Consider the following 21,485-nt stretch of genomic DNA (forward strand, 5'->3'; position numbering starts at 1 on the left):
TCATTTTTACCTTTTGAAATAAAAAGCAAATTTCCACTCAGAAAATTTGCTTTTGTAAATATGCTTTAGTAACTATGAATACAATCTTAACTCAAAGAGGCCGTACTCATGCTTGTCCCCTTGCAATTCTGCCACATAGTGACGCGTGACGGTTTTTTGATGAATCAAGGCGCCGATAGCTGAAGCCTGTCGCTTCTGTGCTTCTTTAAAAATCGGATAGGCCAAGGCAGAACCTAACCCCAAGAATTGCTCATCTACTCCTAGATACATAATCGTATAACGTTTGGGAAAACGCTTGGTCCAAAAAAACTTGGCTAGGTTAATAGGAGTCATTTTTTGATAAACCAGAGAGCCATAGTCCGGCATGGCAATCAAAAAACCAGCTAGCTTGCCCTCCTTATAGGCCAGCTTAACCATAGAAAAATCAAGAATATACTGGTATTTTTGAAAAATCTGACTGAACTGCTGACTAGAAATTGACCGATAAATCGGAAAATCTTGATAGAGGCGATTGAGGAGCTCAAAAACCTGCAGCGAAGCTTCTTCCCACTCCTGCTTCTTTGGAGAGCAAATAGTGAAACCTGCTTCTTCAAAAGACTCAAAGCGATGAGCCAGCTTATCCTGATGAGTTTGATTGCTGACCTTGGGATAAAAATTGGATAAATAGCGCTCCTTGATCTCAAAACCAGCTACCTTCCACAGCTTGGGATAATAGTCTGGATTATGAGGCTCCCCTGTAAAAGGGAGATCCTCTGTTCCAGTCAGTTGCATTCGATAGCCTAGCCAAAAACTTGCCTGTACGGGACCGATTATTTTAATCGCTCCGAGTCTGCGGGCAAATCCCGCTAAATGGTCGATAAAAGCAGATGCAATCTGTTGATCATTGATTGACTCGAAAAATCCCAAGTAAGCAGCCTCATCATCTGGATAGAAGGTCAGGAGCCCTCGAATACAAGGCCGACTGTCCACATAGCCAATAAAGGCATAGGTTTCTAGATCGGAACTCAGCGGGTGATTGCCTTCAATCAAAGCAAGCTCTTCCTCTTCCGACTGCATGAGGTGGTCCGGCTTGTAAATCTGCTTGGGCAGGGCTAGAAAATCGGCCAGCTCAGCCGTATTGGGTTTGACTGGTTTAATTTCAAGCATAACCTTCCTCCTTGATCAGTCGAATCTTGCCAGTAAGGCCATCCATCTCAATCCAGTCGCCATTTTGCAAGAGACTGCAAGCTCCTCTAACATTGACAATGGAAGGAATACCCAACTCGCGGGAAATAATAGCAGTGTGGGAGAGCAAAGACCCCTGCTCGGCAATGACACCCTTGGCTTGGGTCAGAAGATAGACCCAGCCTGGATCGGTCATCTTGGTCACGATAATTCGGTCCTGAGCAGACTCAATTTCCTGCACATCTTCCACGACCAAAACCTGAGCCTTGACGCAGCCAGGTGAGCAGCCAATCCCTTGTAAGGCTTGATTGCCCGTATTATGACTGCTGGTGCGGTTTTGCGGTTTCAGGTATTTCTCAAAGACCTGTCCAGCAAAAACATAGCGACTAAAGGTTGGCAGTTCCTTGTCGGCCTCCAACTTCTCCCGACGCTCGGCTATCAAGCCACTAACATCTCTGGGCTTTCTGGTCAGCTCAAACAATTCTTCCTTTGTCAGGTAAAAAACATCGTCAGGCGTAGCCAGCAGTCCTTGCTCGGCTAATTGCTGCCCAAGCGTTCGGAAAATCTGTCGCATCATGCCATAGATTCGTGTGCGGTTTAAGCGGGAGCTTTCCCTATATTTAACACCGATCATGGCTCGCTTGCGAAGAAAATTCGTCCACCAGCCTGATTTTTGCTCCTCTTCTTCAAGTTTCTGAGGGGCCAACTTCTTCTCCTCTTGCTGGCACATTTGCAGCAGGAGCTTGAGTAGACGCTCTGGGTGCGTTCGGAAGGTTGGAGTTTCTAACTTCAACTCTTCTGGAGCTCGATCACCAAATTCATGGATAAAATGGACTATTTCTTGGATCAAAGGGTGCTGGCGACTTAGAAAGACTGCTGGACTTTCACTTGCCATGGCCTGTCTAATCTCTTCGTTTGCTTCTGCTTTCAGCTGAGCTGTTAAAGCCTGCAGAGCCAAGGCTGGCCGCATACTTTCAATCTGCTCAATTCCTGCAATCTCAGCCTGAACAGCCCCGCTGCGACTCGACTTCTTCAGGAGACCAGTATAAACAAAAGCATAGAGGTCATTGACCAGCGTAATGTCCCAGTGAGCCAGAATATCCTCTTTTAGCTTACTGACCAAGGCAATCAAGGTCTCCGCATCTGCTTCGGGAGAAAAGCTCGTTTCGTATTCACGCTGAATCTGGGCAAACTGCTCTTCCAATTGTCGCATTTGCTTGGGAGCCGTCCAAAACTCTCGGATGATTCGGAGCATGATTTGCAGGCGTTTGAAAGCAGACAGGTGTACCGGCATCTGAGGTACCTCTGTCTCTCGCACTCCCAGCATATCCTGCCAGATAGGAATGATTTTCTTAGAAAAAGGCAGAAGCTGCAAGAGCTGATACCAACTCTGAATCTGGTAATAGACTCTGCTATTAATTGGCTGCAGCATATTTTGAAATGTGGCTTCATAAGCTGCCAATTCAGGGGCATTCTTGCCAACCAAGCGTTGAGCCAGACTTCGGAAAATGCTGGCATAAGCCTCTTGGATAAAACTAATAGTCAGAGGACTGGAAACGCCTGGATAGCTCTCGACAATATTGCTGTTATCCAGAATAATCTTCTGTCCCTCTGGCAAGGTGGTAATAGGTCGTGCCTGCAAGAGATAGAGCTGGCCATTTGCGAAGGTAAACTCCATATCCATATAAGGTCCGAAAAGCTGACTCACCTGACTCGCCAAGGCCTGTAACTCCTCGAGTTGTTCCAGTGATACGCCTGGTGAATCCTCCGTCTGCTCTGTATAAAAGAGCTGGTCCTTGGGATGAAGCGTCACCATTGTTGTAGGAATCTTATCCTCGACAACCTTATTGCCCAAGCCCCGACCGATAACAATAATATGCTCGTTCAAAATGCCCTTGGGATTAGCTGTGAAGTAAATCCCAGACAAATCTCCCTCCTGCATGATCTGAACAAGACAAATCATCTGTGCCTGCTTCAAAGATAGTCCTTGCTCAAATAGATAGGTGAGAGCCGATTCCTGATAAAGAGAGAGCAAGGTCGCTTGGATAGCTTCTTTAAGTCCATCCGGCTTCACATTGAGCCGGCTCTCAAACTGACCGGCAAAGGATGAAGCCTTCCCATCCTCAATGGTTGCTGATGAGCGGACTGCAAAGCGACAGTCTTTCCGAGAAAACTCCTGCCGAATCCAGTTTTCTGCTACTGTCAGATCTTCTTGCGCAAACTGCTCTTTAGCCCAATCCTGCAGTTGCTGACTGAGTTGGAACAAGTCCAACTCTCCAGACCGATAGGTTGCTTCCATCTGCTCCAAGTCAGCAGAGCTAGCAGATGTTTGAAAAAAGTCAAAAGCAAACACCGCAAAGTCAGGAACCGGCAAACCAGCAGCCTGCATTTTCAGCAAATGATAGGCCTTGCCTCCGACCTGGTCAAGCCCTGTCTGCTTGATTCTTTTCATTAAAGTACCCCCATCAAGAGATAAACAGCAACGGACAGAACCATGGTCGTCTCTGTGATATAAGTATAGCGCTCCACCCGCTCCCGGATATTAAAGCGAGTTGGATCCTTGATAAACTGCTCAAACTGAACGGTCATCCAGATGACATTCAGTACCAAGACTACCACTCCGACATGGGAAATATTCCATAGGAGAGCGAAATTGGTCAAGATATCCAGCAGAGTCACCACCTCGATAAAACGAGTGGCTTTTTTGTAGCCAAAAAGCATAGAATAGGTCACATACTCGGTCTCGTCTTTTGGTGCCCGAATCTTGCGACAGACTTCCCAGATCAGACTTGGGAAATACATAGTAAAGGCCAGCAAGACGGTTGGCAGGGACAAGAGAGGCAGATTGTACTTGTAGCAGACAAAAGAGATGGTATAGAGATTCAAAATCATCATGACCGGATTATGGGTTACTAGAGCCAACGGCAGGGAATTTTGAATCTTGTCACGCTTGAAGAACCAGAAGGACATGAGGGTTCCGTAGATATAGAGAAATAGAAACCAGCCAATATTGTTCATAAAGAGGATATTGAGAATCACAGACACTGCTACGATAAAGCTGAGGGCAATAGCCAAGTCCTTTTTTTTCACCCGGCCAGATGGCAGAGCTCGATGAGGAAAGAGGCGTCTGTCGGTCTCATAGTCCTTGAAATCATCCGCAATCCGCAGAATCATCAGAAAGACAAAAATCGTAAAAATTCCAATCAACTCCTGATGGTCAAAGTGAAAGGTGGTCACTCCGTCATTGAGAAGAAGGACAAAATAAATCTCAAAAAACATGATGGCAGCCACAAAAAAGCGCGGCAGCAAAGGAAACATTTCCTTATAATAAACAGCTAATCGTTTAAACATAGCTTTTCTCCAATCTTTTCCCCCATTTGAATCTGGGTTTCTATTCCGAGGTCTGAGTAAGTCAGGATATCCTGATCCAAGCGAATCGTGCCTGCTGGATAGAGGACAAGAATGGTTGAGCCACCCAGACCAAAGCAGCCCTTCTCCTGTCCTCTAACCAAATGGTCCTGACTGTGATTGTATATTCTTCCGACCAAGAGAGCCCCTACTTCCATCTGCAGGACAGGTCCTAGGTCGGTATCTAAAAGACAGTATTCTCTTTTATTTTCCTTGTAAATCAGACTCCGCTTCTGGGCAACCTGTCTGACCGTATGCAGGCGGCCTTTGATTTTTCGTCTTCGGATAATGCTTCCGGATTCAGCCGCCAAATAGCGGTGCAGGTCTTCTACTCCCAAGCGATAGACCAGCGCTGTTCCGCCACTAAACATCTGAGCTAACTCTTCATCCAACAGTAAGTCAGCTAGCCTGTATGTCTGACCCTTTATCGTCAGCTGCAAGTCCTGACTAATGGTAAAAGCCTCCAGCTTGGCATCTGCCACAGCAAGTACTTGACTGTCAGGACAGACCGGACGTAGAGCGGGCTTGATTTTCCGCTGGAAAAAAGCCGCAAAGCTAGGATAGGGGCCATCTTCATAGTCAGCTAGATTCAGCTGATAATTTTCAACAAAAGCTGCTATTTTCTTGCAAGAAAAAGCAGTGTAGTCTTTCAAAGTCAGAAGATAAGACAGGCTAGGTCGGGTCAAGATTGGCAATAGGAAGCGACCCCAGGCAGTACCATAAAGCTTGTCTAATAGACCAGACTTGTATTCTGTCGGTTCCACTACTTGGCCAGTCCTTCTCTGATAGACCTTAACCATGCGGAAGAACCCCCAAACCAATCAGACTTGCAATAGCTAGAATCGCAAAGACTAGATAGGCCAGCTTATTTGGCTTGGGAATACGGCAGTTGTAGACAAATAGGAAGGTCAACAAAAGAGACAAGCCAAGCCACACCCAGGCAAAGAAACCAGGCGCCAGCCATTGACAGACCAGATAGGTCAGAGGGAAAAATAGGGCGCTGTAAGTCACGGGCAAGCCGATAAAATAAGAGCCAGATCCTTCATCATGCTTGGCCAAGCGGTTAAAATGCGCCAAGCGTGTGACCGCAGCCAAGACATAGAGGACAGCCAAGATGATATTGGCCACTCCCAAGGGCAACTGAGTCATGAGGAGCACAGCCGGAAGAGCCGCAAAACTAATCATGTCGCAGAGCGAATCAATCTCAATGCCGAAGCGCTTCTGACTTTCAGTCCGCTTCATCCGCCGCGCAACCACACCGTCAAAGAGGTCACAGATACCGCTAACGATAAAGGCCATCATGGCCAGACGCAGCTGGGACTGAACGATGGCATAGACTGCCAACAGTGCAAAAGCAGCACCCATATAGGTCAGGATAACAGATTTGTCGTATTCACCGATAAACAAAGGTTCATTCTTCTTCATGAATTCTTATTTCTCCTCTTCTTCCATCTAAAGTTACCATCATGCCAGTTTCTAGCAGCTGAGTTGCATTCTTGGCGCAGACCAGAGCAGGAATCCCGCATTCCCGAGCGACGATGGAGGCATGGCAGAGAACCCCGCCATACTCTGTCACAAGACCGCCCAGAATACCGAAAACATAACTCCAACCCGTATCTGTATAGCGAGTGACAAGAATTTCTCCCGGTTCAATCGTCTCAATATCAGCCAAATCCAAGAGAACTCGAACCCGACCAGTTACCTGACCGCTACTGGCTGGCATCCCCGTCAGCAGAGCCTGACTCTCATGGGTCACTTCTTCCAGGCTCATCTCTTTGTCAGTCAAATCACCCACTGGCTCAAAATTCCGATAGGCGTGGCAATAATGCCGATTATCAGCCGCTTCTTCTTGGAGCTGGTCAGCAGTCTTTTGCCCTTCCATAAAGGCAGTCAGACTTTCTTTCTTAATGTAAAAAACATCTTGTTCATTTTTTAGAAAGCCTTGCTTTTCATAGGCTCGGCCGAGTTTAAGGCTAATCTGACGAATGAGGTGGTAATAGCGCGTGGAAATATCCTTGAACTCCTCCCGCCACCAGAGCAAGTTCCGCAGGTCTTGACTGATTTTTTCTATCTTTTTCTGCTTGGCTCGAGATAGATGGGCAAGATCCAGCTCTGACTCAGAGACAGAACTGAGCGAAGCTTTGGCCGCCTGGTAGTAAACTGAATCAGCAACCAACTGCTGGACCGCTGTCAGAACCTGATGAGCATCTTCTTCATAACTCGCTACTCGCAAGTCCAGCTCCCGAGCCGAGTGATAGCCAAAATCCCTTTGAAAATCCTGAATCTTGATGAAATCTGCTCGCTCAGGATATTGTGCAGCCAGTTCCTGCAACTCTTCCACTGATAGCTTCAACCAGTCGTCTATCAACTTCTCCTCTGCCAAAATAAGATCCGCAGCTTCCAGCATCCGAGCCAAAGGCTTGGTATGCGAAACATTTCCTAACTTAGCTATCAGTTGGAAAAATTCATCAATCGTCAGCCATTTAAGGAGACTGGTCTTTTTCATAGACAGCTGGACCGTATTGATGTAGGCCTGCCAGAAATAAGTTCCCTCACTGTCTAAATAAGCCTGATTTAGCACTAACTTCCAAAGACTTTCGACCTGCTGCAGCGCGCTTTGGTCATTCAGTTCTCGTATTTCTTGATTCAGGCGGTTAAATTGCTGGCGCAGCTCTTGCAGCTTGTCTGGCGCCTGATGCAGAAAAGTCTTAGTTACTTTTTGCGTTTTCAAAGCTACCCGCAGGAAATTTAAGAGCAAGGCTGGACTTAATTTGCTGGTAAAACCTTGACCTTGGTAGTCTTTATTGACTCCCAGCTCATCATCAAAGTCTCGCTCAATATAGCCTGGAATCTGCTCCATACCTTGCTTGACCACTCCTAAGTTCCAGAAAGGCCGAGCATAATGCAGGCGCATCAGCGGCGGCATCACACCTTCAGGCTCTAGGCCAATTGCCAGCAAAAAGCTAGAAAGGGCCTCTTGCCAAGAATGGCGGTAAAGGCTCCACATCAGATTTGGACAGGGCTGGGCCGCGACGCCACCGTCCCGAAAATTAGCCGTCGTCCAGCGGCCACTGTCGATTTTAGTTGGTACAGTTGTAATGGGTCGAGCCTGCAGCAGATAGACTTGCTCTTGGACAGCACACCACTCAATATCCATCGGCCGACCAAAATACGCCACAATCTGCAAAACTTGCTCGTGCAGCTTCTGCAAGACTGCCAGAGGAATTTCAAACTCTTCAAACTGGATCCAGTCCGGCTTGTACCAAGGAAGAGTCAACTGCTCAGGATTAACTTGACCGCTAACCAAGCTCTCAGCCGAGCCTTTCACATACTCCAAAAGCATGCTCTGGTCCTGATTAGTCGCCACATCTAGGGAAAAACAGACACCGCTAAAGTCAGGCTCTATCTGCTCCTGAATCAGCACTGCCATGGCAAAATCCTGCTCTGGCAGGCCCTGGCGCTGCCAGTAGGCCAAGGCTTCTGGATTAAAGAGAGAAAGCAGACAAGAACGAATGCCCTGCTCAATTTCTGACAGTGTCTGGCAATTGCCAATCGAGTCATACTGGCCAGCAAATGACATGTTCTGTCCGTCTTCTAAAAGGGCACTGCTGCGAACGATATAAGCTTGATTTTCCTGACAAAAGGCTACTAACTCTCGCTTCCAAGCTGGATCCAAGGGATACTGCTGCAAACGCTCCGCAATTCCCTCTTTGCCCAGTTTGATGAGCTCTTGAAGTCCCTGTTTTGAGTATTCTGGCAGAGCTGCTCTTAGCCAAGCCATTACTTGGTCCGCAGGCAAAATCAAACCCTTAGGAACCGAAAGCCCCAGCTGACAGAGGTTGATTAATTGATTGATTTTACCGCCATAGACGGCCGAAGGCTCTTTTTCCAGCCATAGTTCTTTCATCAAATACTCCCATCTCACATACGATTTTTTCTAAGCTTAGCCCAGTAGAGCAGACGATTAACCCCCAGATGCGTGCCTGCCCCTAGGATGAGAATGCCCAGCATCTGCTGCCAAGACAGAGGGATATAGAAAAGTAAGAAAATAATACAGCCAATCAAGGAATCAATCTGATCTATCCAGATAAAGGTCCATTTCCAGCCATTTTCCGCCGTCTTGCCCTCTCTGATTTCCAAACGGCGCTTGATGAAACTATTAGGCAGTTCAAACAAAACATAGGCCAGCCCCAAAAGAGCCCCAAGCACCAGATTAAACAGCACCGTATTTTCGTAGAAGGCATAGACCAAGTGCAGCTTCTCTAGGATAGGAATACTCTTTAAGAGCAAACCCCAAAGGATCTGAGCCAAGGCTCCCCAGACAATCATGCCAAAGAAACCTTTCCAAGTCTTGTTAGCCCCAAAAAGCCTCTTCCCATCCTTTAAAATCAGCCCAGCATCCATGGGTCGGTATGCCGCCTCTAGCAGTGAAGACTTGCAAAAGATCATATTTAGAATCCCAGCCAGAATGACCGGCATCAGGGTGATATATAAGGCAAGAATCGAATGCATACTTATTTCCTATTCTTTTTAATAAGAGTCAACCAGAACTCTTCAAATTATAATGAACCCATTATACCATAAAAATTACAGGCCTTCAGTAGGGCAAACTGTGAAGTGGCCTTCTAATTTCTTCTAGTTTAAGATTTGATTTAAACAAAAAACCAGTAGATCCTACTGGTTTACTTTAGGGACTATTAAACTCTATCATCATAGCCATTTGGATGACTGGAATCCCATTTCCAAGCGGTTTCGATGATGGTTTCGATATTATCAAATTTCGGCTGCCAGCCTAGAACTTTTCTTGCTTTTTCAGAGGAAGCAATCAATGTATCTGGATCCCCTGGGCGCCGCTCTGCTATTTCCAAGAGAATCGGATGTCCTGTCACCTTGCGTGCTGCTTCTACAATCTGCAGGTTGGAAAAACCAGTCGAAGAGCCAAGGTTAAAAGCATCTGATTGTTGACCTGCACGTAGGTAATCAACAGCCAAAATATGGGCGTCAGCCAAGTCGAAAGGATGGACATAATCGCGTACATTGGTCCCGTCCGGAGTATCGTAATCATCGCCAAAAACAGCAATCTTATCGCGTTTGCCCTGAGCCACCTGAAGTACAATGGGCAGGAGATGAGTTTCAGGTCCGTGGTCCTCGCCAATCGAGCCGTCTGGTTTGGCACCGGCCACATTGAAATAACGCAGGGCTACAAAATTGATGCCATAGGCCCTGTCTGCCCAACGCATAATGGTCTCCATCATAAGCTTGCTCTCACCATAAGGATTGATCGGCTTTTGCGGAGTTGTTTCCAGTATCGGAATTTCCTCAGGAATGCCATAAGTCGCAGCAGTCGAAGAAAAGACAATGTTTTTAACGCCGCATTCCTGCATGACCTCTAAAAGGGAAACCATGCCGGCTGTGTTATTGTCAAAATACTTGAGTGGATCTACCATAGACTCAGCGACCAGTGAAAAGGCAGCAAAGTGAATGACTGCATCGATGGATGGATGTTTGGCAAAAACGCTACGCATAAAATCTTTATCTGCCAAATCCCCCTCATAAAAGACTGCTTGCGGATGGACGGCTGCCCGGTGGCCAGTCACCAAATTATCAACAACGACTACTTCTTCCTTACCTGCTGTTATCAAACGGTCAACCATGTGCGAGCCGATATAGCCAGCACCACCTAATACTAAAATTGCCATAAAACTTCCTTTCCCTGTTACGCTAGATTCATTATAACACATTTCCTAAGGCTTAATGCCGACGGATTGGACGAAGCGCATGAAAGCTTCCTGCCCTTCCTCTGTTCGCTTATAAACCCCCGCATCTTCCAACACACGGCTGAAAATTTGCCCTACTGAAGCCTGAACCACATTTTCCACCGTCTCAGCGGTAACATCTGGATTCAGGTCTTTGAGTTGATTGGCCCACTCCTGATGATAGGCAGCAACCTGACAGTCTTCTCCCAGTAAGAAAAGTTCCACCTGTTTGAGTTCTTCCTTGAGACGAGGTGGCAGAATAGCCAGCCCCATCACCTCAATCAGGCCGATATTTTCTTTCTTAATATGCTGCACATCTGCATGAGGATGATAAATGCCGTCTGGATGTTCTGGGGAAGTTTGATTGTCCCGCAAGACCAAGTCTAGTTCAAAAGATCCATCTTTCCTGCGGGCAATCGGTGTGATGGTATGGTGCGGCTCACACTCAGACTCTGCCAACACCTGCACACTTGGGTCAGAATAAGTCCGCCAAGCTTGCAAGATCTTGTCAGCCAACTCAATCAACTGTTCCTTCTTCTCAGATTTCAGCCGAATAACGGACATAGGCCACTTTACAATACCTGCTTCCACCTCTTCAAATCCGCTAAAAGTAAAGCTGCAATCCAGCTCTGCTATTTCCATAGGGAAAGTATGACGTCCGCCCTGATAGTGGTCGTGGGTCAGGATGGAGCCACCGACAATAGGCAGGTCGGCGTTGGAGCCTGCAAAATAGCCTGGAAAGGTCTCAACGATGTCCAGCAGGCGCTCAAAGGTTAGTCGGCTGATAGCCATTGGAAGGTGCTGGCTGTGCAGAAAGATGCAATGCTCATTAAAATAGGCATAGGGCGAATACTGAAAGCCCCACTCCTGTCTAGCTAAGTCAAATCGAATAATCCGATGGTTGGCGCGGGCTGGGTGATCCAAGCGACCCTGGTAGCCTTCATTTTCCATGCAAAGCTGGCAAGCTGGATAATGGCTATTCTTAGCCTTTTTAGCTGCCGCAATCTCCTTGGGATCCTTTTCTGGCTTAGATAGATTGATGGTGATTTCCAAATCTCCATAAGCGGTCGGTGCTTTGAAAGTAATGTTTTTAGCAATAGCCTTTACCTTGATATAATCGTTCTTTTGACTAAGCTGGTAAAAATCAGCCACAGCTTGCTCGGGATTGGAGGCATAAGTCGTCCAGAAGTCCCGATTGAGCTGGCTAGGGGCAGGTGTAATCAAGTCCATGAGCTCAGCTCCCAGTATATCCTGCTCAGCTAGGGTATCACCAATTTTCCCATTCTTGACAGCCACAGCTACCAAGTCATCCTTCAGGTCAATTAGCTGCTCAGCCTCGGTCTCCTGCTCTGCTACTTTCTCTCCAACCAGGGCCATGACACGATTGCTCAGATAGGTGGTATCCATTTCTTCAAAAGTGCTATTGTCAATCACTGCTGACACAAAAACATCTAGTAACTTCTTGGACATAGTTCTTCCTTTCTCTTGCTAGTAAAGAGAGTGGAACAGAAATCAGTAATTCGTTAGAATTCGATTTCGTCGTCCCACCTCCGCACAGTTGAGTAGGGCTGTAAAAGCTGATGAAATCAGCGTAATAGAACCCACTCAACCACTGCGTCTTGCTCAACAATCCAAAGACAATTGAAAGACTAGGATTTTTGTCCCAGACTCAACTTTCTTTCCTGTGAATTAGTCCAGCACTCGGCTTCCGCCAGCTACTTCAGCAATGTAAAAGCTAGGGGCATAGCCGACAACTTCTTGATACTTGCGACCGACATTTTCTTTGAAAGTGTCCACCGCATCCTTAGCAACTAAAGCAATGGCGCAGCCACCAAAGCCAGCTCCGGTCATACGAGCTCCCAGAACACCTTCTTGCTCCCAAGCCGTGTGAACCAAGGTGTCAAGCTCTAGACCAGTCACTTCATAGTCATGCTCCAATGAAACATGGGAAGCATTCATGAGACGGCCAAACTTGTCAAGATCGCCTGCCTGCAAAGCTGCCCGTGCTTGCAAAGTACGTTGATTTTCTAAAACAGCATGACGAGCCCGTTTGAGACGATTTTCATCTTCTATCAGATAGCTATACTCGTCAAAGGACCACTCATTTAATTCACCCAAGGTAGCAATAGACAGCTTGCGATTAAGCTCTTCAACGGCTTTTTCACACTCCGCCCGACGCTCATTGTACTTAGAATCCGCCAATTCCCGACGCTTGTTGGTATTCATAATCACTACGACATTGTCCTGGAGATCAAGCGGAACCAAGTCATACTCAAGTGTATTGGTATCAAGATAAATAGCCCGTTGGTCTGCTCCCATTCCGATCGCAAACTGATCCATAATACCAGAATTAACCCCGATAAATTCATTCTCAGTTAATTTACCGATTTTCACTAGATCCAAACGTTCCAACTGCAAATCAAAAAGTTTCTCAGCAATGATACCCGTTAGGAGCTCAAGTGACGCAGATGAAGATAAGCCAGATCCGTTGGGAATATTTCCATAAACATAGACATCCATGCCTCGGTCAATCATATGACCCGCCTCCTGTAGAAAATGGAGAACTCCTTTTGGATAGTTGGTCCAGTTATGCTCAGGTTCAAAGTGAAGGTTTTCAAGTGGCACTTCAATAATCCCTTTTTCTTCAAAGTTCCCTGAGAAGAATTGCAAGAGCTGGTCATCCCGCTTGCGAGCCGCTCCATAAGTTCCTAGGGAAATTGCTGCAGGAAAGACATGGCCGCCATTATAGTCCGTATGCTCACCAATCAGATTGATCCGACCGGGTGAAAAGAAGGTTTGGTCTGCTTCTACTCCAAAAACCTTGGCAAAATCTGCGCGGACTTGCTCCGCTGAAAGTCTTTTTGACATAAGCTATACTCCTTTAAAATAAATGCCCGATATTGTAATCGTTTTCTTCTATTGTATCCAAGGTTTTTGCCAAAGTCAATCCTTTTTACTAAAGTTTTACTAAACAATCGGTAAAAAGAGAAAAATATGATATACTAACCAAAAAGGAGGAGCATTTATAGCTACATTAAAAGACATTGCACAACTAACCTCTGTCTCTATCGCAACCAGAGTCTATCTGTTACAGAAGAAATCAGACACAGTATTTTAACTTTCGCTGAAGAAATGGGCTATACTAAGTACCTCAAGACAGGCGAATCCCACAAACCCAAGCAAAAGATTGCCATTATCCAATGGGTCAGCGAGCAGGGGGAACTGGACGACCTCTACTACTACCAGATTCGTCTCGGTATTGAAAAAAGAGCCCAAGAGTTGGACTATGATATCTTGCGCTATTTTAACGACCATCCTTTTACTCTGAGCGAGGAAGTGATTGGGATACTCTGTATTGGAAAGTTCAGCCAATCACAAATTTCTGCCTTTGAAGAATACCAAAAACTCCTGGTCTTTTTAGACAGCGATACTCTTTCATTGGGACATACCTGTATTATCACTGACTTTTACACTGCTGTAAAACAAGTTGTAGATTACTTCCTCAGCCAAGGGCTTGATCGTATCGGGATTCTAACAGGGCTTGAGGAAACAACTGACCAAGAAGAAATCATCCAGGACAAGCGTCTAGAAAATTTTAAGAACTATAGTCAAACAAAAGGAATCTACCATGATAAACTGGTCTTTCTAAGCTAGCTATTGAAGCAATGAAAAGCAAGTACACCACGCTATTGCTAGAAAATATGTTGCTAAGTCCGTTTGAAATGCAAGATACAAAAATCATGGCAGGATTGCAAGTCCATGTTTACCCCCTCTATGACGAACTGAAAGAATTAAGAGGGCTAAATAGTGTCAAAGACCACTTGTCTTATGTTGCCAGCAGACGTGAAGAATATTCTAAGCATAATATCGCACGCTACCTCAAAAAAGCCATTGAACAATATCTACCAACGGTTAAAAGGCAGGACTTAAACCATGAGTGAAGACTTAAAAACGATCAAAGAGCTGGCGGATGAGTTGAGTGTTACAAAACAAAATATTCAATATCACTACCAAAGGTTACCAAAAGAATTACAGCTTAAAAGTTCCAATGGGTCTAATCTAATAAATTCTAAAGCAGAAAAAATAATTTTAGGTAAAGTAGAAAGTAGTAGCAAATCAAATACCAAAAACCAACAAATAAGTAGCAAAGACCAACAAATAGAAAAACTAACTAATTTGTTAGACCAGTAACAACGATTAGCCTTGCAAGATAAAAAGTTGCTAGAAGAATACAAGGCGGAAAATGATAACTTAAAAGCCCTCAAAATGCCCTCACAGGAAACAGAATTCAAACACTTAGACAATCAATATAAAGATGAAGTGAACGCTCTTAAAGAGAAGTTGGAAAATTTGCAGGAACAAATCAAAGATCAAAAAAGGATAGAAGAACAAGAAAAACCAATAAAATGGTGGGGACTATGGCGAAAATAGATGATTCAGTTAAAAAGAAAGTTCCAGAATTGCGATTTAAAGGATTCACGGATGAATGGGAACAGCGTAAGTTGGGAGACGAAGTTCGAATAGTGATGGGACAGTCTCCTAATTCAGAAAATTATACTGATGATCCTAATGGGCGCTAAAAATGCGAAGACCTATGAAGACCTATTTTGTATTAGTCAAACAAAAAATCCAAAAAGAAATGGTATATGATTATGAACATGAAACAAAGTAAAATCAAACCGAGTGATCTGAGGAAGCACCCGATGATCATGAAACGTTATTAAACACAAAAGTCACCCATGTGAGTTCTTGCCAGAAGCTGAAGTTAATCCTTCAACCTGGAAAACCCGCAGAGGTGACTTTTTCTATACATCTCGATTTTTCTGGCAATAATCATTAACCGATAAATATGTCTGTGAATCACCCAGCGACTCCGCTATGTCCATAATCCGCGGTGGTAGTAATCCCACTCGCTGGACAAGTTCGTGATTGCTGAACAATTCCCGTGGACTGCCGGCGAAGCCAAACTTCCCGTGTTCCATAACATACACCGACTCAAACTCGGCGGCGACCCAATCCATGTCATGGGTGATGGTCACAACTTGGTGGCCCGAATCAGCCAACTGATGGAAAATTGCGGTCAACTTGCGCCGGCTTTCCCAATCAAGCGACATCATCGGCTCATCAAATAAATAAATCGCCGGATCCACTGCCAAAACTGTGGCAACGCTCAACAGCTTGCGTTCCGACAATGACAGGTCATATGGACTTTCAGCTGTTTTATCATCCAAGCCAACTCTTTTTAGAGCCGCTAAAGCCCGCCTCGTAATCGTGTCGTGGTCATCCATGACCTGCGCGACATTCCACTCCACCTCTCGTTGAACGGTCGGGTTGAAAAGCTGATCGTCAGGATTCTGAAAAGTAATCCCAACCTTCAGTAACTTTTCGACTGGTTTAAGATCATTAAAATTTTCTCCATCGATCTTAATCACACCGGTTTGTGGTGTCAGCAAGCCCGTCAACAATTTGAAGAGCGTTGATTTGCCGGCACCATTTTGGCCGACAATCGCCACCATCGGATCGGCGAAGTGTTTGTCTTCAACATCCAAGCTAAAGGACCGTTCCGGATAAGTGAACGTCAGGTGGCTCAGTTCAATTGTGGACATAACGAACCTCCTTCAGATCAGCGTAATTCACCGGATACCGGCCATCAGCCAAGTGCCAATCCATTTTTTGAGCAAGTTGCTGGATTGTCGGGGCTGGAATCTGCCAGTCAGCTGCCAAATGATTAAACACCTCACCCGGCCTGCCCTGGGCTACCATTTGACCCTCGTGCAGCACCCACACAACGTCGGCGACTTCGCACAAATCGTCAATTTCACTGGTGACAATGAAGACAGTCGTCTCTTTGACTTGGTCCAGCCATTGGAAAAATTGCCGGCGGCCAAGGGGATCCATCTCACTGGTCGGATCATCCATAATCAAAACAGCCGGATTAGCCACAATCGCCGTGGCAATTGCCAACCGCTGGATCTGACCACCGGAAAGGCTCTCGGGACGCAAATTCAGCTGTTCAATCAGCCCCATTTGCGTGGCAACTTCTTCAACCCGTTTTTGAATCAGTCCTTCAGCCATTCCCTGATTAATCAAGTCAAAGGCGATTTCATCGGCAACCGTGTCTGCCAACCCGCTTAGTTGGCCAGCTGGATTTTGCAGTACAACTCCATTCATGGCATTATAAACGGGCCAATTGTCGGACACTCGCTGGCCAAACATGTGCCAGTCGCCCTCAATCTCAGCAGACACAATTTTGGGAATGACCCCTGCCAGCACACGGCACAAAGTCGATTTGCCGGAGTGGCTATTCCCGATAATCCCAACCACCTGGCCGGTATGAACCTCCGCGTTAATCTGACGCAGTTGTGGTTGCTCAGTACCCGGATAACGGGTGGTCAAATTTTCAATTACAATCCGTTTATCTTCGTCCATATTTTCCACCCAATCAATAAAATTGCCAATCCAGTCAGACCAATGTGCAGCGTCCGCGACAGGCGATACACGCGCTGGGAGGTTCTGACAGTCCGGTTGAGATTATCAAAACCTCTCAGTTGGAGAGAAATCGACCGCGTCATCGATTGATCCAAGGTCTTAATCACCAATGGAATTAGAACCGGCAGGACTGACTTTAATTTCTGAATCAACGTTTTTTGCGGATTGGTTCCGCGAACTTTTTGTGCCTGCTGGATTTTCCGCATATTGCGCATCATTTCCGGCAAAATATAACACACCGACATCAGAACGTAGACGGTTTTATAAGACAATCCGGACAGTTCCAAATAGGCCGCATTTTCTGAAATACTCGTGGTCACCATAAAAAAGCCACTGGTCAAAATAATCACCAATACTCGACAACCCAGAGTGGTGGCGTAAATCAGGCCTTCTTTGTAGAACGACACCCCAAGCACAGAAAACAGCACAGTTTGATTCCGACTGTAAAATAACCCTTGGATAATCAGCATGGTGCAAATCAGAAACAGGCTGAATCCCAGCGCCTTAAAGGTGGTAGAACTCAATTTGGAAAATAACAATAGCAGTGTTGCGACAAGAATTAATCCGGCCTGAAGCAATAAATTCATACTGGCAAAGCTCAACAACGTCATGTCCAAGATGAACAAGAGCTTAGTAATCGGATCGATCACCTGGTACCACTTGAGCTTGACCCGTGGCGCTCCAGAAATCAATGTTTTATCAGTCATCATTTATCATCGCTAAAGAAGTGCACCATCCGCTTCGGCAGCTGACGATAGATGAAGAATGCCAGGTAGGCCACGCAGACTTTATCCAAAATATCCAAGACAAACTCATCGGTAAATGAGGCCAGCCACACTGGTGCATGATTGGCGACCATTACCGCAAACAATGAGTCACCCCAAGCGATACCGGTCTGACCACCCCAAAAGATGACGTTGAGCGGCGTTGAAATGACAGCTGAAACGATGGCAATAATAATAGCAGAAACAAATACTCGTCGCGCTGACGAGAACCACCCATTGGCGTGCAAAACTCCGACAGCAATCCCAATTCCGATGCTGGTAATCGCATACACGGTTGAAATTGGCGATAAGGTCAGCCCATAGATCACGTTGTTGATGAAACCACTAATGGCACCGGCAACCGGCCCAGCCAACATGCTGGCAAGAAAGGTTCCCAAAGACCCCAGCCAAACGGGCAACTTTAACCCCTCCGCCAAGGCTTTGGCAACATAGTTAATCCCCACGGCAGCGGGAATCAAAGTCATGGTGGCAGCACTTAACTTAAATTTCCACATACTGGTACGATGAATCGGTTCTGTTTTCATAATCTTCTCCTTTTGTTTTTAAAGAGCCGTGTCTGGATAGACTTTCGGACGCAACGCTCTATTATATATCTACTGAACTGTCTATACACAAGATTTCCATCCTTAGTCGACATGAGCTGGAAATCTTTATTTGTTAAGTAGTTCACAACACATTATACACCTATTCTCTGAATAGTCAAGTGTCTTTACAGTAAAATTTTAGAAAATCCTGAAAATTTTCTCTTCCTTTCCATTTTAAGTGACCTTCAGTAACTCTAACATCAAAAAAGCCCAGACAAAAATATCTGAGCATTTTTCTATATGGTCGTCTAAATAAGTTGAGTTTGACATTCTCAATCTATTTCTTCAAGAAACCTTGTTCTTGCAGAAATTCCTTGGCTACTTGTTCTGCTGGCTTGCCTTCGACACCGACTTGATAGTTAAGCTGGCTCATCTGGCTTTCTGTAATCTTACCAGCCAATTTATTAAGAACCGTTTCCAACTCTGGATGTTTCTTGAGAAGAGCTTCTTTCATCAGAGGAGCCCCTTGATATGGTGGGAAGAGTTGCTTGTCATCTTCCAAGACCTGCAAATCATAACGCGCCAACTCTGCATCTGTCGAATAGGCATCTGTGATTTGAATATCGCCTGACTGAATTGCCTGATAGCGAAGAGCTGGCTCCATGGTCGCTACGTTGAGATTGAGACCATACATTGATTGCAAGCCCTTATTGCCATCTTCACGGTCATTAAACTCGAGAGTAAAGCCTGCCTTCAGCTTCCCTTCCACTTTTTTCAAGTCCGAAATGGTCTTCAAGCCATATTCTTGAGCAATTTTTTTCGGAACAGCTACAGCGTAGGTGTTTTGATAAGACATAGGTTTGAGATAGGCAAGATGATCTTGTTTGCCAATGCCATCACGCGCCACTTGATAAACCTGATCTGGCTCATGACCTACTTTAGGAGATGGTTGAAGCAGACTTTCAGTCACCGTACCGGTAAATTCAGGATAGATATCAATGTCCCCTTTTTTCAGAGCTTCATAGAGGAAGCTTGTTTTCCCAAAATTCGGTTTAACAGTCGCAGTCATACTGGTATTTTCTTCAATCAGCAACTTATACATATTGGCCAAAATTTCGGGTTCTGGTCCCAATTTTCCAGCAATCACCAAGTTTTCTTTCTCTTTTTGAGCTAAGAGTGCTGGACTATAAGACAGACCGAGCAATATGGTCACCAAGGCAAAACCAGAGAAAATCGTCCGCAATTTTGCTTTTTCCATCACTTTTAGTAGGAAGTTAAAGGCAATAGCAAGCACTGCAGAAGAAAGTGCCCCAATCAAAATCAGACTGGTATTATTGCGGTCAATTCCCAAAAGGATAAAGGAACCCAGTCCCCCTGCCCCAATCAAGGCAGCCAAGGTTGCCGTGCCGATAATCAAAACCGTTGCCGTCCGAATCCCAGACATTATGACAGGCATGGCAAGTGGAATTTCAAACTTCTTGAGACGCTCCCACCTGGTCATCCCAAAGGCAATCCCAGCCTCTTGTAGACTTGGATCAATTCCCTTTAGCCCAGTGATGGTATTTTGCAAAATCGGGAAAATCGCATAAATCACTAGAGCCGTCAAAGCAGGCAAGGTTCCAATTCCCATCAAGGGGATAAAGAGTCCCAACAAGGCTAGAGACGGAATGGTCTGGAAAATCCCTGCAATCTGCAAGACCCAGTCCGCCAACTTCTCATGATAGCGAAGATAAACAGCCAAGGGAATAGCAATAAAAATAGCTAGTAATAAGGTCAAAAGTGACAACTTCAAATGTTGAGATAGAGCAGTTACCCAATCACCAAAACGATCCTGAAAAGTTGATATCAAATTAGTCATGAACACTACCTCCAAACAAGTCTGCTACAAAGTCCGTTGCAGGCGCCTTTAAAATCGTCTCAGGATTCGCCACCTGACGAATCTCTCCATCCTGCAAGACAGCAATACGGTCCGCCAATTTCAAAGCTTCATCCGTATCATGGGTCACAAAAATCGTTGTCATTCCAAATTCTTTATGCAATTCTTTCGTCAGAACCTGTAGCTGTTTTCTCGAAATAGCATCCAAGGCCGAAAAGGGCTCATCCATGAGGAGAATTTTAGGCTGACCAATCATGGCACGGACAATGCCGACCCGTTGCTGTTCTCCACCAGATAATTCACTAGGTAAGCGATGCCCATACTCAGCTACCGGTAAACCAACCTTAGCTAAAAGCTCTTCTGTTTTCTGAGCAATTTCTTCCTTAGTCCAGCCCTTCATCTCGGGAATGAGAGCAATATTTTCTGCAACAGTTAGATTGGGAAACAGAGCAATGGCCTGTAAAACATAACCAGTAGAAAGACGAAGTTCACGCTCATCATAGTCTTTGATGCGCTTATCATCCATATAGATATTGCCATCTGTAGGTTCCAAGAGGCGGTTGATCATCTTGAGCATGGTTGTCTTACCGGACCCAGAAGGACCCACTAAAACCATAAACTCACCATCCTCAATCCGTAAATTGACATCTCTCAAGACATCTTTTTCTGTATAGCGTAGCGCTACATTTTTATATTCAATCATTCTTTCTCCTCAATTTAAAACTTCCCTCGATTCATCAAGTCTTCTACCTTAGGCATGACTTCTTTATTGTCCCAATGCTCAACAATCAAGCCATTCTCCAAACGGAAGATATCGTACTGGGCATAGGCAACTCCGTCAATCTGAGTCTGGCCATAGCTAACCACATAGTTTCCTTGTCCCAAAAGCTGGAAAACAAAGTCAAAAGTAACACCATGTTCAGCCACATAGTTTTTATAAGCAGCACTTCCTTGGCTAATCTCATGATTATGCTGAATCAAATAGTCTGCCACATAATCACTCCACTGCTCTAGCTCCCCATTTTGGAAAATTTCTGTCAAGAAACGACGAACCAATTTTTTATTTTCTGCTGTTTTGTCCAAATCCTTGATCTCAAAATCTCCAAAAATCTGGTCTAATTGGCCATTTTCTGGAGCACGATAGTAGTCAATCACATCCCAATGTTCCACAATACGACCATTCTCATCAGAACGGAAAGTATCCGTCGTCACCCATTGAGCTTCCCCGCCATTGAGATATTGATGAACATGGACGAAGACTAGATTGCCATCCTCAATGGTGCGAACAATTTTCATCTCACGCTCGGGATGACGCTCAAAGAAATTTGCAAAGAAAGCCTCAAACCCTTCTTTCCCATCTGGCACACCTGTCGAGTGTTGAATGTAGGTATCCCCTACAGACTGAGCTTGAGCCTCGGCAACACTCCCATCTTGGATGGCATGAATGCATAGATTTTGCGCATTTTCAACTTGTTTTGACATG

20 protein-coding genes and 2 pseudogenes are annotated in these 21,485 nt (G+C 45.4%); 5 read left to right on the plus strand and 17 right to left on the minus strand.

The annotated features are described in order from the left end of the window. Window positions 1-72: 72 nt before the first annotated feature. The 10 genes from O3640_RS04340 to O3640_RS04385 form a co-directional block, all read right to left on the minus strand. Window positions 73-1,146 (minus strand): hypothetical protein, encoded by a 1,074-nt coding sequence (locus O3640_RS04340; RefSeq protein WP_371586758.1) that lies wholly within the window; start codon window positions 1,144-1,146, stop codon window positions 73-75. Continuing rightward, complete coding sequence (locus O3640_RS04345; RefSeq protein WP_125375803.1) at window positions 1,139-3,616, minus strand: phosphoenolpyruvate synthase; 2,478 nt, start codon at window positions 3,614-3,616, stop codon at window positions 1,139-1,141. Before O3640_RS04345 ends, O3640_RS04340 begins: the two co-directional genes overlap by 8 nt. Beyond that, window positions 3,616-4,515, minus strand: coding sequence for a UbiA family prenyltransferase (locus O3640_RS04350; protein WP_060970740.1), 900 nt, complete (start codon window positions 4,513-4,515; stop codon window positions 3,616-3,618). The genes O3640_RS04345 and O3640_RS04350 overlap by 1 nt, the downstream gene beginning before the upstream one ends. Next, complete coding sequence (locus tag O3640_RS04355; protein WP_125367019.1) at window positions 4,500-5,372, minus strand: phosphatidylserine decarboxylase; 873 nt, start codon at window positions 5,370-5,372, stop codon at window positions 4,500-4,502. Before O3640_RS04355 ends, O3640_RS04350 begins: the two co-directional genes overlap by 16 nt. Beyond that, window positions 5,365-5,997 carry a phosphatidylcholine/phosphatidylserine synthase gene (locus tag O3640_RS04360; RefSeq protein WP_125367018.1) on the minus strand — a complete coding sequence of 211 codons (633 nt, stop codon included), beginning with the start codon at window positions 5,995-5,997 and terminating at the stop codon, window positions 5,365-5,367. Before O3640_RS04360 ends, O3640_RS04355 begins: the two co-directional genes overlap by 8 nt. Next, the gene (locus O3640_RS04365) at window positions 5,984-8,479 is read right to left on the minus strand and encodes a PEP/pyruvate-binding domain-containing protein (RefSeq protein ID WP_125367017.1); all 2,496 of its coding nucleotides are present in this window, start codon (window positions 8,477-8,479) and stop codon (window positions 5,984-5,986) included. Before O3640_RS04365 ends, O3640_RS04360 begins: the two co-directional genes overlap by 14 nt. Before the next feature lie 14 nt (window positions 8,480-8,493). Then, the gene (locus tag O3640_RS04370) at window positions 8,494-9,084 is read right to left on the minus strand and encodes a CDP-archaeol synthase (protein ID WP_125367016.1); all 591 of its coding nucleotides are present in this window, start codon (window positions 9,082-9,084) and stop codon (window positions 8,494-8,496) included. A 185-nt stretch (window positions 9,085-9,269) separates the two neighbouring features. Further along, window positions 9,270-10,271 carry a UDP-glucose 4-epimerase GalE gene (galE, locus tag O3640_RS04375; protein ID WP_268723189.1) on the minus strand — a complete coding sequence of 334 codons (1,002 nt, stop codon included), beginning with the start codon at window positions 10,269-10,271 and terminating at the stop codon, window positions 9,270-9,272. Window positions 10,272-10,316: 45 nt separating this feature from the next. Then, window positions 10,317-11,798 (minus strand): UDP-glucose--hexose-1-phosphate uridylyltransferase, encoded by a 1,482-nt coding sequence (galT, locus tag O3640_RS04380; protein WP_125367014.1) that lies wholly within the window; start codon window positions 11,796-11,798, stop codon window positions 10,317-10,319. A 219-nt stretch (window positions 11,799-12,017) separates the two neighbouring features. Beyond that, the gene (locus tag O3640_RS04385) at window positions 12,018-13,196 is read right to left on the minus strand and encodes a galactokinase (protein WP_045634971.1); all 1,179 of its coding nucleotides are present in this window, start codon (window positions 13,194-13,196) and stop codon (window positions 12,018-12,020) included. A 157-nt stretch (window positions 13,197-13,353) separates the two neighbouring features. On the opposite strand from O3640_RS04385, the pseudogene O3640_RS04390 reads away from it, so the two are divergent. The 5 genes and pseudogenes from O3640_RS04390 to O3640_RS04410 form a co-directional block, all read left to right on the plus strand. Next, window positions 13,354-13,973, plus strand: a pseudogene (locus O3640_RS04390) (LacI family transcriptional regulator); the annotation flags it as partial. Window positions 13,974-13,978: 5 nt separating this feature from the next. Further along, window positions 13,979-14,269: pseudogene (locus O3640_RS04395) on the plus strand (DNA replication protein); the annotation flags it as partial. Next, entirely contained in the window at window positions 14,262-14,519 is a 258-nt protein-coding gene (locus O3640_RS04400; RefSeq protein WP_125365355.1) for a plasmid replication protein, read from the plus strand. The pseudogene O3640_RS04395 and the gene O3640_RS04400, both read left to right, overlap by 8 nt. A 12-nt stretch (window positions 14,520-14,531) precedes the next feature. Then, a complete protein-coding gene (locus O3640_RS04405) occupies window positions 14,532-14,759 on the plus strand; it encodes a hypothetical protein (protein WP_001152920.1) in 228 nt (75 codons plus the stop codon). Beyond that, entirely contained in the window at window positions 14,747-14,908 is a 162-nt protein-coding gene (locus O3640_RS04410; protein ID WP_001062367.1) for a hypothetical protein, read from the plus strand. The genes O3640_RS04405 and O3640_RS04410 overlap by 13 nt, the downstream gene beginning before the upstream one ends. Before the next feature lie 225 nt (window positions 14,909-15,133). Here the strand turns inward: O3640_RS04410 and O3640_RS04415 are convergent, their stop codons facing one another. The 7 genes from O3640_RS04415 to O3640_RS04445 form a co-directional block, all read right to left on the minus strand. Further along, window positions 15,134-15,934 carry an energy-coupling factor ABC transporter ATP-binding protein gene (locus O3640_RS04415; RefSeq protein ID WP_000103848.1) on the minus strand — a complete coding sequence of 267 codons (801 nt, stop codon included), beginning with the start codon at window positions 15,932-15,934 and terminating at the stop codon, window positions 15,134-15,136. Then, complete coding sequence (locus O3640_RS04420) at window positions 15,921-16,757, minus strand: ABC transporter ATP-binding protein (RefSeq protein WP_045773690.1); 837 nt, start codon at window positions 16,755-16,757, stop codon at window positions 15,921-15,923. The genes O3640_RS04415 and O3640_RS04420 overlap by 14 nt, the downstream gene beginning before the upstream one ends. Continuing rightward, window positions 16,733-17,524: an energy-coupling factor transporter transmembrane component T gene (locus O3640_RS04425; protein ID WP_000130448.1), complete on the minus strand. Its 792-nt coding sequence runs from the start codon at window positions 17,522-17,524 to the stop codon at window positions 16,733-16,735. Before O3640_RS04425 ends, O3640_RS04420 begins: the two co-directional genes overlap by 25 nt. Then, the gene (locus O3640_RS04430; protein ID WP_012000350.1) at window positions 17,524-18,126 is read right to left on the minus strand and encodes a hypothetical protein; all 603 of its coding nucleotides are present in this window, start codon (window positions 18,124-18,126) and stop codon (window positions 17,524-17,526) included. The genes O3640_RS04425 and O3640_RS04430 overlap by 1 nt, the downstream gene beginning before the upstream one ends. 337 nt (window positions 18,127-18,463) lie before the next feature. Then, entirely contained in the window at window positions 18,464-19,984 is a 1,521-nt protein-coding gene (locus O3640_RS04435) for an ABC transporter permease/substrate-binding protein (protein ID WP_371586766.1), read from the minus strand. After that, window positions 19,977-20,705, minus strand: coding sequence for an ATP-binding cassette domain-containing protein (locus O3640_RS04440; RefSeq protein WP_371586768.1), 729 nt, complete (start codon window positions 20,703-20,705; stop codon window positions 19,977-19,979). Before O3640_RS04440 ends, O3640_RS04435 begins: the two co-directional genes overlap by 8 nt. A gap of 14 nt (window positions 20,706-20,719) precedes the next feature. Further along, window positions 20,720-21,484, minus strand: coding sequence for a nuclear transport factor 2 family protein (locus tag O3640_RS04445; protein ID WP_125367010.1), 765 nt, complete (start codon window positions 21,482-21,484; stop codon window positions 20,720-20,722). Window position 21,485: the final 1 nt, after the last annotated feature.

The organism is Streptococcus sp. 27098_8_75 (genome assembly GCF_041432475.1).
Classification (GTDB): domain Bacteria; phylum Bacillota; class Bacilli; order Lactobacillales; family Streptococcaceae; genus Streptococcus; species Streptococcus gordonii.